The following is a 17,794-nucleotide window of genomic DNA, read 5'->3' on the forward strand; positions in this document are numbered from 1 at the left end:
TATTTGTCAGAAAATCACTCAATACGCCTTTGATAGTTTAGGTGAGGCTTTCCAGAGATTTTTTAAAGGACAGTCTAAATATCCCAACTTCAAAAAGAAAGGGAAAAATGATAGTTTTACAATTGATAATGGTGGTAAACCAATTCCTGTAGGTGGCACATCAATAAAACTACCAACAATTGGATGGGTAAAAACTTATGAAGGATTACCTCATACCACCTGCAAAAGTATTACTATTTCTAGGACTGCTGATAGCTGGTACATAGCTTTTTCTTATGAACAAGAATGTCGACCAACTATTAAAAAACATGATGCTGTTGGTGTTGATTTGGGAGTAAAGGAACTAGCTATTCTTAGCACTGGTATTACTTTTGCTAATCCTAAACACTACAAACAGAACTTAGCTAAACTGCAAAGATTATCTAATATCTACTCTAAAAAGGCTTCATGTTCAAGCAATAAGCATAAAGCCAAAATTAAACTAGCTAGACATCATGCGAGAATAGCAAACCTGAGAAAAGATACTCTTCACAAAATCACTACTTACTTATGCAAAAACCACGCGAAGATAGTAGTAGAAGATTTGAATGTTTCAGGGATGTTATCAAACCATAAATTAGCCCAAGCAATAGCTGATTGTGGGTTTCATGAGTTTAAGCGTCAGCTAGAATATAAAGCTAAAAAGTTTGGTTGTGAAATTATAATTGCTGATAGATTTTATCCATCAAGTAAAACCTGTTCTCGATGTGGGCATAAAAAAGAAAATCTTTCTTTATCCGAAAGAATTTATTGCTGTGAGAACTGTGGTTTTGAGATAGATAGGGATCTAAACGCTGCAATTAATTTATCGCGTTTGGCTAAAGCGTGAAAGTCTACCGAGGGATAACTGCTCCCATGCTCCCGTTGAAGTAGAAAGTAAAGTCTAGTTTTGTCTAGGTTTTATATAGCAGTTAAAAATCTCGTAGTGTATGAATTTCATGAACAGTTTTGTATCTCATTCAACTGCATACCGTTATAATCATGGAAAAACCTCAGCATCAACCTGGAAAAACCTCCCGTCGTGGTTTTTTGGGCAAGGCATTAACAACAGCTGGTACAGTCATAGCTGCACCTGCAATACTCAACCAGACTAATGTAGCTAAAGAGACTACCCAAGCAAGCACAGGTGAAATGAATATCACACTCAAAATCAATGGAAAGGCAGAATCTTTAACCATTGAACCCCGTGTTACCCTCCTGGATACTCTCCGGGAAAATATGGGATTGGTAGGTAGTAAAAAAGGCTGTGATCATGGACAGTGTGGAGCTTGTACAGTTCTTATAGATGGACAACGAGTTTATTCTTGTTTGTCTTTGGCAGTGATGCAGGAAGGAAAGGAAATAGTCACCATAGAAGGACTAGGAAAGGGTGATACTCTCCATCCCATGCAAACAGCTTTTATTGAAAATGACGGTTTTCAATGTGGTTACTGCACCCCAGGACAAATTTGCGCCTCTGTGGCTCTTGTGGAAGAAGTAAAACGCGGTTGTGGAAGTGCTGTTACGGCTGATTTAAACAAACCACCGCAATTAGCAGAACTTTCAGAAGCGGAAATCAAAGAAAGATTAAGTGGTAATCTTTGTCGGTGTAGTGCTTACAACGGCATTGTCGCCGCAGTACAACAGGTAACAGGACAAAAACCCCCCTCTCCCAACGCCCATATTATGGTCAGTGAATCTCAGGAGGTGCAAGCATCATGAATAACTTTACCTATACTCGCGCTACCTCTGTAAAAGATGCCGTTCAACGAGCAACAAGTGATAAAAATTCCCTGTTTATTGGTGGGGGAACAAATGTAGTTGATCGCCTCAAAGCCTTTCTAGATGAACCATCCCAACTGATAGACATTTCTCGCTTGCAGATGCAAAGTATAGAAAGGATGACTAATGGTTGGCGGGTGGGAGCTTTGGTAACAAATACAGCATTAGCTGATCATCCGGAAATTCGCCGCAATTATCCTTTTTTATCCAGAGCAATTCTTTCTGGTGCATCGCAACAAATCCGCAACGTGGCTACTGTGGGGGGTAATCTTTTACAAAGAACTCGCTGTCCTTATTATTACGATACTGCTTTTGCTTGTAATAAACGTGAACCGGGAAGCGGTTGTCCAGCAGCAACGGGGATAAACCGGATGCACGCTATTCTCGGTGCAAGTGAAGAATGTGTAGCTGTGCATCCTTCAGATATGTGTGTAGCTTTGGCCGCTTTAGATGCGGTGGTGGAAGTGGAAGGACCCAAAGGTAAACGACAAATACCTTTTGTGAATTTTCATCGTTTACCAGAAAACACACCCCAAAAAGATAGTAATTTAGAAGCGGGGGAATTAATCACCGCCATTATTTTACCGCCTTTATCCTGGGCGAAATCAGGAGTTTATTTAAAACTGCGCGATCGCACTTCCTACTCTTTTGCTTTAATATCAGTGGCAGCAGCTTTAGAAGTTGCGGGTGACAAAATAAAAGATGTCCGTTTAGCAATGGGTGGAGTCGCACATAAACCTTGGCGTGCTAACGAAGCAGAAAAGTTTTTAATCGGTAAACCTGCGGATATTACCACATTTACCCAAGCTGCAAATATCGCCTTACAAGGAGCAAAACCTTTAGCTCACAACGGTTACAAAATAGACATGACAAAACGGGCAATTCGTCGCGCTCTCATGGTTTCGGCTCAAGGTGGAGGTATAGTATAGTTATGAATAAGGTTATAGGAACAGGCATTAACCGCAAAGATGGACTAGCAAAGGTGACAGGTGCTGCAACCTACGCCGCAGAACATCAAATACCCAACTTAGTGCATGGTTATTTAGTCACTGCTAGTATTGCCAAAGGACGGATCAAAAATATTGATATCCAAGCAGCAGCAAAAGCAAAGGGTGTGATAGCGGTTTTTACCCATAAAAACGCCCCGCAAATTTCTAAACCTAGTAACAATTTTATCAATTCTAAAATTTACGAAGCTCGCCTACCCTTAGCAGATGAGCAAATTCATTACGCAGGACAAATAATAGGTTTGGTAGTAGCGGATACCTTTGAAAGAGCTAGAGACGCAGCCCATTTAGTCAAAGTTGAATATATCAAAGATACACCGAGTTTAGACCCGGAAAAAGTCTCCTTGAAAAATGCTCCTTCCATGTTTGGGGGAGAGATGAAATTGGAAAAAGGGAGCTTTGCTACTAGTAATTCTACAGACGCAATGACAGGTGCAGCAGCTAAAATTACAGCCACCTACAAAACTTCCACGGAACTGCACGCACCAATGGAACCTCATGCCATTATCGCCCAGTGGCAAAATTCCAGTTCACTGACTATTTATGAACCAACCCAGTGGGTAGGGGGTAGTCAACGCACCTATTCAGAACTGTTCGGACTAGCACCAGAGCAGGTAAGAATTATTACGCCTTTTTTGGGTGGTGGTTTTGGTTCTAAAGCTTTTCCTTGGCCGCATGGTATTCTTTGTGCAGCAGCAGCACGTAAATTGCAACGTCCGCTCAAAGTGGTTCTCAGCAGACGACAAATGACAGCAAATGCTGGACACCGTTCGCAAACCGAGCAAACAGTGAGTTTAGCTGCTAATGCTGATGGGAGTTTACAGGGCATTGAACATACAGCCAAATCTTTTACTTCTACGGTTGATGTTTTTACTGAACCTTGTACAAATATAACTCCTGTGATGTATGCTACTCCAAATTTGCGAACTCAGCAATTATTGGGAGTGTTAAATGTGGGGACACCGACTTTTATGCGTGCGCCCGGAGAAACCCCCGGTATGTATGCTTTAGAGTCGGCTATGGATGAGTTAGCTTGGGAATTGGGGATAGATCCGGTAGAATTACGGTTAAGGAATGAAACTAAAGAACATCAAAGTCGGGGTTTACCTTTCTCTGCTAAACATTTTGCCCAATGTTTGCGAGTGGGTGCAGAAAAGTTTGGTTGGCAAAATAGACCGAAAAAAGTGCGATCGCTCAACCGTGATGGTAAATTGATAGGCTGGGGTATGGCTGCTGCAACTTTTCCGGGTTTACAAAGTACAGCAACGGTAAAAGTCAGGCTTTTAGCTGATGGTACTGCCCATGTTCTCACCAGTGGTAATGATATGGGTACTGGTGCATATACCATTGTGGCGGGTACGGCGGCTGAGTTTTTGGGGCTACCGGTGGAAAAGGTGAAGGTAGAATTAGGTGACTCGTTGTTTCCTAATGGTGGTATTGCTGGTGGTTCGCAAATGACGGCAAATTTGATACCGGCGGTGATGACAGCTTGTGAGGAAGTGCTGAAAACTGCCCAAGCTAAAAATGCCCAGGAAGCGTTTGCAAGTCTGCGTCAGTCTCAACGGGCTGCTTTTGAAGCTACGGGTACTTCTGCTGGTAGTGAAGCGGCTAATAAATGGGCTTTTCAGTCTTGGGGCGCTCATTTTTGTGAGGTGAGTGTGGATGAGGAGATCGGGCGTTTACAGGTGACGCGCTGGGTGTCGGTGATGAATATCGGACAGGTGATGAATGCTAAAACTGCCGCTTCTCAGATCCGTGGGGGTGTAATTATGGGTATTGGTCATGCTTTAATGGAGGAGTGCTTGTTTGATCCGAATATCGGTTATCCGGTGGTTTATGATCTGGCTACTTATCATTATCCCACCCATGCAGATATTCCCAGAATTGATGTGACTTTTGTGGGTGAACCTGATTTGAATTTTAACCGGGCTGGGGTGCGCGGTGTGGGGGAAATTGGTATTACTGGTGTGGCGGCGGCTATTACTAATGCTGTTTTTCATGCTACGGGTAAGCGGTTAAGGGAGTTACCAATTACACCGGATAAGTTGGTTTAGTGCTGTTTGTGTGGGAAATATTTTTTCTCACGCAGAGGCGCAGAGTCGCAGAGGAGGAGGAAGGGAGTTTTTCAGAAAGTTGTCGTTGAGTCTTGACAAGATTTTTATGGTGTTGTAGGATTATGTTATGGGTGGAAAAGAGTGCGCCCATATATAACGGGTTGGGAAAAACTCAAGTTTGATTTTTCAAGAGAATGAACCACGAAGAACACGAAGAACACGAAGGTAAGAGAGTTTGAGAGAGTTTTTCTGTGAGTCTGGGAATTTGGCGATCGCATCCTCTACATCCTTTAATCCTGAAAATCCTGATTCTGACAAAAAAAATCCCAAATTCCCAAAAACCATCATTAAATAACATCCTGAAAATCCTTTAATCCTGGACATCCTGATTCAGACAAAAAAAGCTACACTATATATAGTAAAAACTCATAGCATCACCAGGTGAGGGGAAGATGGCATTTTTCACCCCAGGACAAAAAATCAAACGCGGACAATATGAGATCATTGAAATCCTGGGACAAGGTGGGTTTGGTGTCACCTATCTTGCAAAAGATGATAAACGTAAAACCCAAGTCGCTATCAAAAGTCTCAATGTCTTGTTTTTACAACAACGTTATCGAGACAAACGTGGAAACTCAGAAGGTTTTGCAGAATTTTTAGCAGAGGAACGAGGTAAGTTTAATACCGAAGCGATAAAGTTAGCGACTTTTGATCATCCCCACATCGTCAAGGTTTATCCAGAACTATTTGAAGAAAATGGTTTACCTTGTATGGTAATGGAATATATTAAAGGTAAAAACTTAGAACAATATTTATGGTCAAATGGTGTTTTTAGTGAAAGTGCGGGTTTAGCAATTATCCAACAAATAGGATCTGCACTAGATTATATTCATGGTCGCAATTATTTACATCGAGATATTAAACCTGCCAACATTTTACTCCGAGAATCAGACAAAAAAGCCATATTAATTGATTTCGGGTTAGCGCGGGAAGTCAACTTTGCAGAAAGCATGAGTTTAACAAATGCGAAAACTCCCGTTTTTGCACCACCAGAACAGTTTGAAAACCGCAGTAACTTCACTCCTGCATTAGATATTTATTCCCTCGCTGCTACATTATATGTAATTATCGCGGTTCAAGAACCACCTTTCATCCCTCTACCTAGTCCTTATCTCAATGCGAAGATTATGCTAGATTTGAAAATGGCTATTGAACCACCAAAAAAATCTCATCCTCACATTAGTGATCAGGTAAGTGATGCTATTCTCAAGGGGATGGAGTTGGACTATAGAAAACGTCCCCAGTCTATCAAAGAATGGTTTATTGATTTAGGCATTCAAACAGAAACACCAAAACAACAACCAAAACAACAACAACAAAATAATAATTTTCTCAAAACCTTCACCTTTGAAGTTGTCACCACCAACCGCAAAGGAGAAATAATACAACGACGCAACCACTCCGCAAGATATTTTGTAGAAGACTTGGGAAATGGGGTGATGTTGGAAATGGTGGAAATACCCGCAGGAACTTTTATCATGGGTTCACCGGAAAATGAAGCGGGAAGATACGATCATGAAAGTCCTCAACATCAAGTTTCTGTTCCCAGTTTCTTTATGGGTAAATATCCCTTGACCCAAGCACAATATCAAGCTATCATGGGAAAGAATCCATCTGACTTCAAAGGTAGTAATGGTTCGACTTTGGTTCGACTTCGCTCACCAACCACGCTCACCAAACACCGACCTGTTGAAACAGTAAGTTGGAATGATGCGGTTACATTTTGCCAAAAGTTAAGCCAAAAAACAGGTAAAAACTATAAGTTGCCCAGTGAAGCACAATGGGAGTATGCTTGTAGAGCGGGAACAACTACACCTTTTTATTTTGGTGCAAGTATTACCCCAGATTTGGTAAACTATAATGGTGACAATACCTACGCTGATGCACCGAAGGGAGAATATCGAAAACAAACCACTGATGTAGGTTCTTTTCCCCCTAATGCTTTTGGTTTGTATGATATGCACGGTAATGTCTGGGAGTGGTGTGAAGATGACTGGCAGAAAAATTATATAAATGCGCCTATAGATGGTAGTGCATTGATTAATCTAGGCGAACACAAGCTGCTGCGCGGTGGTTCTTGGTTCGGCGATCCTGGTGTTTGCCGTTCGGCGCGTCGCAACTTTGATGATGCGGGCTTCGACTACAACCTCCTCGGTTTTCGTGTTGTGTGTGGTGCTGCGTGGACTTGGTAGCACTTTATACTTTTGCCCTTTTGCCCTCTACCCTTCTTTCCTTTTCCCTTTTCTATCGCCTTCGGCGATCAATTTTTTTTCAGAAAAATAGATGTGTGTTTTTTGTGGAAGTTGTGTTTTGAGAATCTGAGAATTTGAAAATACGTTATATATGGGCGCACTCTTTTCCACCTATAACATAAGGATAATAGAAGTTATGATTTTTGTCAAGGGTTTAGATCCCCGACTTCTGTAGTAAATTTATGATTTGATGAGAAAATATTGGTATAAGTCGGGGTTCTGGAGATTCAGACAGAAAATGTTAAAATTACTGTATATTGCTTTAGGGTTCAGGTATGACAAACAAGACATTATTAACTATTCAACCTAACCTGTATGAAGAAGATTATTATTTGTGGATAGAAACCACTCTCAAACAAATACAAAATCAAGATATTGAAAATTTAGATTGGCAACATTTAGCAGAAGAGATTGAAGCTTTGGGAATTGAACAAAGACGAAAAGTAGAAAGTTACCTGAAGCAGTTATTAATTCATCTTCTGCTGTATTATTATTCGGAAAGTGAACGAGAATTTTGTCAGTGCGGTTGGAAAAATGAAATTGCTAATTTCCGAGATGAGTTAGAATTTTCTTGTCGTTCAAAAACACTATATAGGGGTTGCTGAGAAAGTCTTTCCGTGAGGGCATAGGAGTCAGGAGTCAGGAGTCAGGAGTCAGGAGAAGATTTGAAAATTTCTTTGCCATCTCTTGAAATCCCAAAAAATGCACACTTTTTCCGGTATACCCTTCCAAACCCTTGCACTAATTTCTGTGTTTATCAGCCTCTAACCTTTGATATATCAAGGTTTTAGGTTTATTCAGCAAACACTATATAATTATTTTTTGGGTTGTTTAGATGCTGTTTATCTCAAAGCGAAAAGACAAGCAATTAATAAAACAGGTTTACCAAGTGCAACTTTTCCTGAACAATGTCCTTTTACTCCTGAAGAAATTTTAAATAGTGATTATTTTCCTGATTCAGACAAAAACGAGAATTAACTATAATTTATCATCATCAAAATACCCAATATTATCACTCCTGCTAAAATTGATAAATTCCGAGTAGTTCTATTGCTTTTATGCAATATTTCCCAATACGATAACTCATGATTTTGAATCAATAAAAAGCAATGAGGAGAAAATAAAAACGGAAATAACCGATTTAAAAGTAACCGCAAAAAGAAATTAATACTCCATAATCTTTTTTGTACTTGATCCTGATTATACTGCCAAGGATAACCAATTTGTACTAAACGAATTAAAGCTTTAATATCCAGTTCACGTAAGTTTTGATAACGTGGAAGTGCAGCAGTAAGATTATCTTGAGTTTCTTGTAAAATTTCCTGGAAAATATAAATATCTTCCAATGCAGAATTAACACCTTGTCCAATATCAGGGGGGAAACAATGCACCGCATCCCCTAATAAAATTACTGCTGTTCCTTGGTTATCTTCGGGTTTGCCAAAAATTTGATATAATCCTGAACAATATTGAGGAACAGGAAATTTACCACCTTCACTAAATGTAAATCTGGCAATTTCTTCAGAAGAGATGATTTTTTCTACAGGAAGTTGGGGAAATGCTTGTTTAAAAAATTCCTCAACTTCTACTGGTGTTGATAATTGCCAAATTTGATGGTTTGGGTAGGTAATAATATTCGCTGTTCTGGGTTGTTGGGGATTTTTGAAAGGTAATAAACCTAAAGAAATTGCTTTTTTAGGTTCTTTAAAACTTGACCGAATCGCATAAGCCATTGTAGATTGTGATAAATCCCCCTCTGTTTCTGATAAGGGAAATTGAGGAGGTAAGGTCAAAACTTTGTATTTTAACCCAGCACTAGGAGAAGGAAATTTTTGCATTTCAAATAAATTTGATTCTCCTGATATTTCAGACAATGTTTTTCTGACAATGGAATTTAAACCATCACAACCTAAGATTAAATTAGGAACAAAAGATACTGGTTCTTGATTTTGAGATTTGGTAATAACTTCTAACTGTTCTGAATTTTGCGAATGGGGTTTAATTTCTACACATTCAGTTTTAAATAAAACTTGAATTTTATCTTGCCAATTTTGCTGAATTTCTTGGTAAAGTAATTCTACAAAAGCTGCTCTAGGTAGCCAATAAGCTGTTTTGCGTTTAGAATCAGCAATAGGTAGTTTTGTGGTTTTACGTATTCCGTCTTTTTGAATGACAGTTAAGTAAAATTCAGTATTAGGAACACTTAAATCCGCAAGTTTATCAGTTATTCCTAAAAAATCTGTTAGTTTTTGTCCTCTTCCATCAATTTGATAATTAAATGATTTATCGGGTTCATAATAATCTGCTGATGGTCGTTTTTCAATGACTGTAATATTTTTCCAGCCTCGTTTAGCTAACATTAACGCTGCACCTAATCCCCCAGGACCACCACCGATAATAATAACGTTTTGTTTGTGAGAATTATTCATTAGACCTCTCCAAAATAGAATTTAGTAATTTGTCATAAGTTGTAGGGGCGAAGCTTATGGGTGATAATTTGACAGAAAAATCAGACATCTCTAGATATCCCATAAGCTTCGCCCTGCCCCCATAAATAAGTTCCATAATTTCTTTTCTGGAGAAGTCTATTGTATTTAGGGGTTGCTGAGAAAGTCTTTCCGTGATGGCATAGGAGTCAGGAGTCAGGAGTCAGGAGTCAGGAGGAGATTTGAAAATTTCTTTGCCATCTCTTGAAATCCCCAAAAATGCACACTTTTTCCGGTATACCCTTCAAAACCCTTGCACTAATTTCTGTGTTTATCAGCCTCTAACCTTTGATATATCAAGGTTTTAGGTTTATTCAGCAAACCCTATTTAATCTTCAGTAATTAGCACTAAACTGTTATACTAAATATTAAATTTATATTCATGATATTTGTTAACATCACAGGATTCTCCAACAATATGAAAGAGATAAATTCTATTATTACATCATTTGTAGACAATCAACATAATAACGAAGAATTATTTCTGGCAACTGTTGTCAATGTTCAAGGTTCTACCTATCGTCAACCGGGTGCGCGAATGTTGATTACATCATCAGGTAAAATAATGGGAACTATTAGCGGAGGTTGTTTAGAAAATGATGTCATTGAACATACCCGCTTAATGACGACAGATGAAAAAGCAAAGATCATTACTTATGATACCAATGCTGAGGAAGATATTATTTGGGGTTTTGGTTTAGGTTGTAATGGTGTGGTAGATATTTTAATTGAGCGTATTTATCACGATGATCCTTTGAATCCTTTAGCTTTTATTCATCAATGTTTATCTCATCAACAACCAGGTGTTATTGCTTCTGTTTTTAGTGTTTCTGGTAATATTAATGTTTCTTTGGGGGCGCATTTAACACTTAATTCTGATGGTTTTGTAAATAGTAATATTTCTGAACCTGTGATCAATAATGCTTTAATCAAAGATGCAGAATTAGTATTAAAAAATCAATCCTCTAGTTTTCATAAATATCAACTTTCTTCAGGTGAGGTAAGTGTTTTTATTGAGTTGATTCAACCACCACCAAATTTAATGATTTTTGGTGCTGGCCGTGATGCAATTCCATTAGCGGAGTTTGCTAAAGCGTTAGGTTGGAAAGTGACAATTTTTGATTGTCGTGCTTTAGAATTAAGTAAAGAACGTTTTATTATGGCTGATGAAATTATTCTTACTCGTCGAGATATTTTACCTCAACAATTATCTGTGAATGCAAATTCTCTTGCTGTGGTAATGACTCATAATTATTTTGATGACTTGGCAATTCTCAAACTTTTAATACCAGTTAATATTAAATATTTAGGTTGTTTGGGTTCAAAACAGAGAATTGCTAAATTACTGACAGATGTACAGGAAGCGATGGGAGAATTTAACCCTGAAAAATTAGCTAAATTTTATGCTCCTGTAGGTTTAGATATTGGTGCAGATACACCAGAAACTATAGCTTTATCTATTATTGCGGAAATTCAAACTATACTTAAAAATCGCACTGGTGGTTTTTTGAAACATCGGACAAAACCAATAAATCAAAGAAATGAAATTAAGGAAATAGAGATTAATAATTAATTCAGATTTGAGAAAATATAGAAATTAGAAGTTATAAATAAATATGAGCAATTACCAATTACCAATTACCAATTACCAATTACCAAACGTTGGTATTATTATTTTAGCTGCTGGTGCATCAACTCGTATGGGTTCACCAAAACAATTGTTATCCTATCAAGGAGAAAGTTTAGTTAACAAAACTATAAAACAGGCGATCGCTTCAGTCTGTCATCCTGTAATGTTAGTATTAGGAGCAAATTCAGAAAGTATACTTTCTCAACTGGAGCAAATTCAACTACCGAATCTTATAATAGTTGAAAATCCAGATTGGCAGTTAGGAATGAGTGCTTCTATTTGTTGGGGAATGACTGCACTTGTAGACAATTATCCTACCATAGAAGCGGTAGTAATTACTGTTTGTGATCAACCTTTTTTAAATGCGGAAATCATTAATAATTTAGTGGAATCATATCATTCTACAAATCAACAAATTATTGCTTGTGAATATGCAGATACATTAGGAGTACCTGTTTTATTTAGTAGAAAATACTTTTCAGAATTAGCCAATTTAACGCAGGATATGGGCGCAAGAAAACTCATTAAAATCTATAAAAATGATGTTTTTAGTATTCGCTTTCCTTTAGGTGCAATTGATATTGATACACCACAAGATTATCAAAAACTTCTGGAAAATTGAATTGGGAAATGGTCAGCATTCAGCAGTCAGTAAGACATACTGAAATGCTTCACTCCGCTATCCTGGGTTCAGGATGACTCTGAACTTTCTTGGAAAAATTTCTTGAGGATAGTAATACTTTGCTCTCCATCATCAGTAGTAGCTTTCATCAGATAATTAAATAATTTATCTGAAAATGGAACACGCAAATGGAAAGTACCATCAGAGTGGAGTTTAATTTTATGACCATCAATAGTCACAGTTGCACCTGGTTCTGTTGAACCATGAATAACTAATTCCGTATCTGCTACAAACCAAAAGTCTTTACCAGGACGACTGAAAATACGAATTTTACCAGAACGAGCTATACACAACCAATCATTATTATTGGTAACATAACCAATTTCAGTCATATAGTCACGATTGCTTGTGGGAATAGCTACATAACAATCACATATTACTTCCTCACATTCATACTGCTGGACCAGTTGAGGAAATTGATAACTGAGATCAATATCAGTCGCATCATAAAGTCGCACTGCCAAAATAGTACCCCCTATTTTTTGTGCTGCTTCTTTCTGAGTTTCCGCAACATACCAAGAAACATAAGCCCATTGGGGAGTGCGAGGTGTGAAAACAATGCTACTGTCTCCACTTATATCTGACCAACTAACAATTTCTGTGGTGTGAGTTTGCGCCTTTGAATCGGATAAGTAATCTTCGAGAAGATTATCAGCACTAGCTATGTTTTCTGTATCTGCCTCTATTTCCCAGACTTGATGATTAATAGTTTCTGCGGCTAAATCAGCCTTGATTTCAGCTTGATTTTCAAAGGTATTAAATACTTCTTCTAACTCATTTGATAAATCAGATAGTGATTTTTTGATTTCATCTGTTATTGGACTTAAATCTGAACCTTCTGCTTCTGGTTTTAAGCCTAATAATTCTGATAGAGAAGTTAGAGAAGTTCTAGATTCTGGATCAGAATTTGTTGTCGAAACAGGCAACAATTCCCATAGGGAAGTGTGAGAATCAGCATCCTCTGAATTTGCGGTAACACTGAATAATTCCCATAGAGAAGTGTGAGAATCAGCATCCTCTGAATTTGCGGTAATACCGAGTGCTTCTGTCAGAGAAACGCTGGCTTCTTTAGCAGATGATTCTGTGATATCATCTAATAATTCTGATAGGGAAATGGTGGAATTTTCCACAGGTGAATTTGCGGTAATACCGAGTGCTTCTGTCAGAGAAACGCTGGCTTCTTTAGCAGATGATTCTGTGATATCATCTAATAATTCTGATAGGGAAATGGTGGAATTTTCCACAGGTGAATTTGCGGTAATACCGAGTGCTTCTGTCAGAGAAACGCTGGCTTCTTTAGCAGATGATTCTGTGATATCATCTAATAATTGTGATAGGGAAATGGTGGAATTTTCCACAGGTGAATTTGCGGTAATACCAAGTGCTTCTGTCAGAGAAACGCTGGCTTCTTTAGCAGATGATGCGGCTGGTTCTTCTAGTAATTCTAATAGAGAACTGCTTAACTCATCTGTTGAAAATTCTAAATTATTAAATGATACTGCTGGAATATTTGTAACTGCTGGATAGGGAGTATTCACAACAGCTACTGGTGCTTCTGTATCCCATACCACTTCGCCAGAATCTAGAGCAATTGTTTTATCTGTAAAAGGGTTTGTTACCTTTGTTCTTGTGTTTGTGGATTTTGCCGTTACTATGTTTAAAGTACCAGTTAAGGTTGTTGATTCAGTGACAGTGGAATTGTTTTCTGGCTTGGAGATGATTGAGTTGGTGTTTTGATGAGATTGTGATGTACCGTTAGTGAGCGTGGTGTGGTTAACAGGGGAAGTAGTGCTGTATTCGTCAGGTATTGTGAGTATGGTTTCGGTAATTGATGCACCACCATTTGATGTTTCTAATAAAGATATTTTTTTCTCTGCTGATTGTTGTTTTCTCTTTAACCACCAGGCAACAAAGCCTCCTAAACCAACAATGGGCAATAAAGAAAAGACAATCAAAAATTCTGCATTTCTATTTGCCAAAGGATTGACAAACTGCTGATTACTGGAATTATTTGTAGTAGGTAAAGATTCTGTTCGTAAAGAATTGACTACATTGGGATTTTCAAAGGATACAGTAGTATCTACAGTATCTACAGTATCTACAGATTGAGCCGCTGGTGTGGAATTGGTTGCAGTTTCTAAAGTAAAACTTTGTAATGCACTGGCAGCGATCGCAGATGCTTCTGCATCTCTAGCTGTTGCGATCGCTTTCTTTCCTACAGATGCGGTAGTAAAACCCAAAAAACTAGCTACTGCCGGGCTAGGATTTTGCTTGTAAACATAAACCAAAGGCTGGGAAAAGGGATATTTAGATTCATTGGCTGTAAATCCCTGGATTTTGAGAGTTCGCACATCTGGTAATTTTGATACCTGATTATCTCTCGCATAACTAATACCATCAGTGCCTAATTCTTTGACAATCAGGGCAGTTTTATCTTCAGCTATTTGTATAGCGTTAGCACCAGTCCCAAATTCAGCAGATTTAAAGACTGGATAATTGCGAAAAGAATTACGAATATCGCCATTTAGGGGGCGATCAATCAAGCGAATTTTACCAGGTGCGCCTCCAAGTTCTGACCAATCAGTAATTTCACCCCGAAAAATCTTGGCCAATTGTTCAATAGTCAAACCACCTTGGAAAGGATTGTTTGCACCAACAATAATGGCAATTTTTTCTCTGTATAAGCTAATTTGTTCTAAACCTTGGGCTTTTTCTGCTGGGGTTAGTCCACGAGCGATCGCTGCTATATCAATTTCACCATCTAGCAACGCTTTGAGTGCCGCATCAGTACCATTAACTCTAATTTCTACCTCTGTGCCAGAAAACTGTTTCTCAAAACTATCTTTCAGGCTTTGGTTGATCATTACCAAACTCATTGAGCCATCAATCCGCACCCTGGTTGCATTTTCTACTGTTTGCGGTAATGGGAAAGTAGAAACATCAGTTGTTGATTCTGCTAGTACAGGCAATGATACCAAAACATTTGCTGCCAGTGGGGTGGTAGCTAAGGCTAGTGATAAGGCAAGATGAAGGACTATACTATCGTTTTTCTCTTGTTTCCACATACACACTTTATCAAGGTAAAATAAATAATCAAGCAGTCCAGCTATCAAAATACTGTTTTTGTAGAGGAGACGGGTTAATTATACATCCTTATCCCCAGTAACTTCAGTTACCTAAAAAATTCTATACTGCTGTGTGACTGGGTTGATATAACAGTATTTTTTATTATTGTTGATTTTGGGAAATATTGCCCATCACAGCTTAAATCCAAAATCACTCAGGCTTTCATGGAAAGGGGTTTAGCAATGCTAAACCCCTACTATAGCTGTATACAGAGTAGTTAGGTTTTGCTGAATAAACATGAAAAGATTATAGGTAAAGGGTCTTAGCCTGCTGGAAGTTAAAAAAGTGCAAGCTTTTATGAGGTGGTAACTGAAAAACCTTGCACTTAATTCCTACTTAGGGTTTGCTGAAAAAGTCCCTTCGTTGAGGCAGGGAATAGGGAATAGGGAATAGGGAATAGTTTTAGCTATCTGTTATCCCCAGATTTTCTAATTTATCAGACCCAAAATGCACAGTTTTTAAGGTATACCCTTCAAAAATCTTGCACTTTCTTTCCTCCTGATCAGCCTCAAACCTTTGATTTACGAGTATTTTGGGTTTATTCAGCAAGCCCTACTTAAAGAAAAAATCGTTCCTATCCAACTCTTGAAACTGTTCCCTGTTCCCTGTCTCCACGACAAGACTTTTTCAGCAAACCCTAGTTAGGACATCTTCGGACATCTATTGTTAGCGCAGCAGGGTTTTACTCCAGCCTCTTGCCTTCGTTAACTTGCTACTATATGCTTTTCTAGATTTATTTTGTTTGCAGAAATTTGTCTATTTTCGTAGTTTCTTTTTTCTCCTCTGTTTTCTCTGAGGCAGATAATAAAGATGTGTCAATCAAAGGTAAGATAATTTTCACAGTTGTACCCTGGTGCAAACCCAAACTCTCAAGGGTAATTTTTCCCCCCATCAGTTCGATTAAGTTGCGGGAAATTGCTAATCCTAGTCCAGTACCTTCAAACTTGCGTGTAGTTGTTCCATCCACCATGACAAAGGGACGAAATAATTTATTTTGTTGGTCTGGATCAATACCTATACCTGTATCTTGAACCGCAACAATAACATGAGATTTACCACCTTGCTGCTGAATCTTGGTACTGATAATAATGCTACCTTTATCGGTGAATTTTATCGCATTACCAATAATATTAATTAGCACTTGTTTGAGTTTAACCTCATCTGCCTTAACAGGAATGATTTCATTACCTATATCACATTTTAATTGCAGTTCCTTTTGTTGGATATTCACTGATTGTAAATTAATAACTTCTAATAATAATTGACGCAATTCTAAAGGAGCAATTACTACCGATAGTTTGCCAGCTTCAATTTTAGAAATATCGAGTAAATCATTAATAATACCTAATAAATGAATAGCTGTATCATCGGCTCGCTTGAGAAATTCTAATTCTTCTTCTCGATCATCACATAAACCATCTCTCACTAAACGCACACAGTTAATAATAATATTCAATGGATTCCGCAATTCATGGGAAGTTGTGGCTAAAAACTGACTTTTAACAACATTAGCTGATTTGGCTTCTTTCCAAGCTATTTCTAATTCTTCCGCCCATGCTTTGAGTCGTTCTACCATTTGATCTAATGCTTGAGCAAGTTGATTAAATTCCTTGATTTTAAAGTTACGGGGTATGGGTTGTACGGCATGGTGACTATGAATATTTAAAGCGTAGTCTCTGAGTTCTTCCACAGGACCTGCTAAATAAGGTACTAAATAGAAAGATGCTAACAAACTCGCACCTATTAAACCAACTGTTAAGACAATAAGAATAAGTTTGATTTCATCTAAACCTAGCAGTGCATCTTGAACACTAACGACAGCTAAAATAATCCATTTTTGTTGTTGCTGTTGTGTAATGGGATTAGGAATTGCTGTATACCCTGCAACTGATTCATTACCGTCGCTAAAATTAAAATTTAGGGAATCATTATTTCCCTTAATGGCATTTTTAATTACACTTTGTATTTGTTGAGAATCTGAGTATTTTTTAATATTAGTTCCTATTGTTTCCGGTAATGGATGTGCCAAAATATTCCCATCTTCAGCAATGACTACCAAAGAACCGATTAAAGAACCTTGCTTATTTTCAATTTGTCGGTGCAATGTAGTTTTGATAATTAAGGCGTAAGCTAAATTTCCTCGTTGGTTATAAACTGGGGCTGATAAAAGCAATTGTAATTGATTTTCTGGCTCACGTTTGCCAGTTGTTCCTGGTTTTGGTGGGGAAATTAATGTAATTTGGATTTCATCATTTGTAAATGACAATGGCTGTTCAATAATGGTCTGATCACCACAGCTACTAGCAATAATTTGATTTTTGCGAGCGTTTTTTTGCAGATGTTTGAGTTGAATACAATCAATCTTATTCGGTAATTGCTGGGCTAATTTGGTGATGAATTTTTCAGCTTGAGTAGCTGAACCTGACTGAATTACTTTTGTCTGACTAGCACTGAGTAAATTTGTCTTTAATGTGGCGATCGCGTCAGTTATTTTTTCACCTTTATTAATAGCACTGTCCGTTAAGTTTTGTCGTGCAGTGTTCAAGAGGCTAGAACGTGCCTTATTGAGTGCTGCCATTTCCCCAATTAATAAAACTGGGACAAATACCAGCAATATCCTGGTTACTAAAATTCGTCTAAAAGAGGATTGACGGTACTTAGCCATCGCTTGTCTCACTCCGTATCTGCAAACCACAA

Annotated in this window: 12 protein-coding genes; 9 read left to right on the plus strand and 3 right to left on the minus strand. The window is 38.1% G+C overall.

What is annotated here, in order from left to right; genetic code table 11:
* From H6F45_RS08840 to H6F45_RS08870, 7 genes are all read left to right on the plus strand, one after another.
* A partial coding sequence (locus tag H6F45_RS08840) for an RNA-guided endonuclease TnpB family protein (RefSeq protein WP_190346973.1) occupies positions 1 to 868 on the plus strand: 868 nt, incomplete at its 5' end.
* Positions 869 to 1,020: 152 nt separating this feature from the next.
* Complete coding sequence (locus H6F45_RS08845; protein WP_096569883.1) at positions 1,021 to 1,740, plus strand: 2Fe-2S iron-sulfur cluster-binding protein; 720 nt, start codon at positions 1,021 to 1,023, stop codon at positions 1,738 to 1,740.
* Positions 1,737 to 2,729: a xanthine dehydrogenase family protein subunit M gene (locus H6F45_RS08850; RefSeq protein ID WP_190346974.1), complete on the plus strand. Its 993-nt coding sequence runs from the start codon at positions 1,737 to 1,739 to the stop codon at positions 2,727 to 2,729. Before H6F45_RS08845 ends, H6F45_RS08850 begins: the two co-directional genes overlap by 4 nt.
* A gap of 2 nt (positions 2,730 to 2,731) precedes the next feature.
* Positions 2,732 to 4,861: a xanthine dehydrogenase family protein molybdopterin-binding subunit gene (locus H6F45_RS08855; RefSeq protein WP_190346975.1), complete on the plus strand. Its 2,130-nt coding sequence runs from the start codon at positions 2,732 to 2,734 to the stop codon at positions 4,859 to 4,861.
* 452 nt (positions 4,862 to 5,313) lie between these two features.
* Entirely contained in the window at positions 5,314 to 7,113 is a 1,800-nt protein-coding gene (locus H6F45_RS08860) for a bifunctional serine/threonine-protein kinase/formylglycine-generating enzyme family protein (protein WP_190346976.1), read from the plus strand.
* Positions 7,114 to 7,448: 335 nt separating this feature from the next.
* On the plus strand, positions 7,449 to 7,778 hold the full coding sequence (locus tag H6F45_RS08865) for a DUF29 domain-containing protein (protein ID WP_190346977.1): 330 nt from the start codon (positions 7,449 to 7,451) through the stop codon (positions 7,776 to 7,778).
* Positions 7,779 to 7,944: 166 nt separating this feature from the next.
* Positions 7,945 to 8,151 (plus strand): DUF29 family protein, encoded by a 207-nt coding sequence (locus H6F45_RS08870; RefSeq protein ID WP_190346978.1) that lies wholly within the window; start codon positions 7,945 to 7,947, stop codon positions 8,149 to 8,151.
* On the opposite strand, the gene H6F45_RS08875 is transcribed toward H6F45_RS08870, so the two are convergent.
* Positions 8,148 to 9,602 (minus strand): NAD(P)/FAD-dependent oxidoreductase, encoded by a 1,455-nt coding sequence (locus H6F45_RS08875; protein WP_190346979.1) that lies wholly within the window; start codon positions 9,600 to 9,602, stop codon positions 8,148 to 8,150. The genes H6F45_RS08870 and H6F45_RS08875 overlap by 4 nt on opposite strands.
* A 475-nt stretch (positions 9,603 to 10,077) precedes the next feature.
* Between H6F45_RS08875 and H6F45_RS08880 the strand changes: the two genes are divergently transcribed.
* Positions 10,078 to 11,232 (plus strand): XdhC/CoxI family protein, encoded by a 1,155-nt coding sequence (locus tag H6F45_RS08880; RefSeq protein ID WP_190346980.1) that lies wholly within the window; start codon positions 10,078 to 10,080, stop codon positions 11,230 to 11,232.
* A 43-nt stretch (positions 11,233 to 11,275) separates the two neighbouring features.
* The gene (locus H6F45_RS08885) at positions 11,276 to 11,911 is read left to right on the plus strand and encodes a nucleotidyltransferase family protein (protein WP_096569867.1); all 636 of its coding nucleotides are present in this window, start codon (positions 11,276 to 11,278) and stop codon (positions 11,909 to 11,911) included.
* A gap of 68 nt (positions 11,912 to 11,979) precedes the next feature.
* Here H6F45_RS08885 and H6F45_RS08890 read toward each other — a convergent pair whose 3' ends face one another.
* Together H6F45_RS08890 and H6F45_RS08895 are read right to left on the minus strand one after the other, a co-directional pair.
* Entirely contained in the window at positions 11,980 to 15,036 is a 3,057-nt protein-coding gene (locus tag H6F45_RS08890) for a substrate-binding domain-containing protein (RefSeq protein WP_190346981.1), read from the minus strand.
* A 794-nt stretch (positions 15,037 to 15,830) separates the two neighbouring features.
* Positions 15,831 to 17,762, minus strand: a complete 1,932-nt coding sequence (locus H6F45_RS08895) for an ATP-binding protein (RefSeq protein WP_190346982.1) — start codon at positions 17,760 to 17,762, stop codon at positions 15,831 to 15,833.
* Positions 17,763 to 17,794: the final 32 nt, after the last annotated feature.

Source organism: Sphaerospermopsis sp. FACHB-1194 (genome assembly GCF_014696235.1).
Classification (GTDB): domain Bacteria; phylum Cyanobacteriota; class Cyanobacteriia; order Cyanobacteriales; family Nostocaceae; genus Sphaerospermopsis; species Sphaerospermopsis kisseleviana.

What these genes read in the sequence shown, in the direction of transcription:
- H6F45_RS08885 (WP_096569867.1), top strand. Translation starts at nt 11,276, where the DNA reads ATGAGCAATTACCAATTACCAATTACCAATTACCAATTACCAAACGTT.
- H6F45_RS08895 (WP_190346982.1), bottom strand. Translation starts at nt 17,762, where the DNA reads ATGGCTAAGTACCGTCAATCCTCTTTTAGACGAATTTTAGTAACCAGG.
- H6F45_RS08850 (WP_190346974.1), top strand. Translation starts at nt 1,737, where the DNA reads ATGAATAACTTTACCTATACTCGCGCTACCTCTGTAAAAGATGCCGTT.
- H6F45_RS08865 (WP_190346977.1), top strand. Translation starts at nt 7,449, where the DNA reads ATGACAAACAAGACATTATTAACTATTCAACCTAACCTGTATGAAGAA.
- H6F45_RS08875 (WP_190346979.1), bottom strand. Translation starts at nt 9,602, where the DNA reads ATGAATAATTCTCACAAACAAAACGTTATTATTATCGGTGGTGGTCCT.
- H6F45_RS08880 (WP_190346980.1), top strand. Translation starts at nt 10,078, where the DNA reads ATGAAAGAGATAAATTCTATTATTACATCATTTGTAGACAATCAACAT.
- H6F45_RS08860 (WP_190346976.1), top strand. Translation starts at nt 5,314, where the DNA reads ATGGCATTTTTCACCCCAGGACAAAAAATCAAACGCGGACAATATGAG.
- H6F45_RS08855 (WP_190346975.1), top strand. Translation starts at nt 2,732, where the DNA reads ATGAATAAGGTTATAGGAACAGGCATTAACCGCAAAGATGGACTAGCA.
- H6F45_RS08890 (WP_190346981.1), bottom strand. Translation starts at nt 15,036, where the DNA reads ATGTGGAAACAAGAGAAAAACGATAGTATAGTCCTTCATCTTGCCTTA.
- H6F45_RS08845 (WP_096569883.1), top strand. Translation starts at nt 1,021, where the DNA reads ATGGAAAAACCTCAGCATCAACCTGGAAAAACCTCCCGTCGTGGTTTT.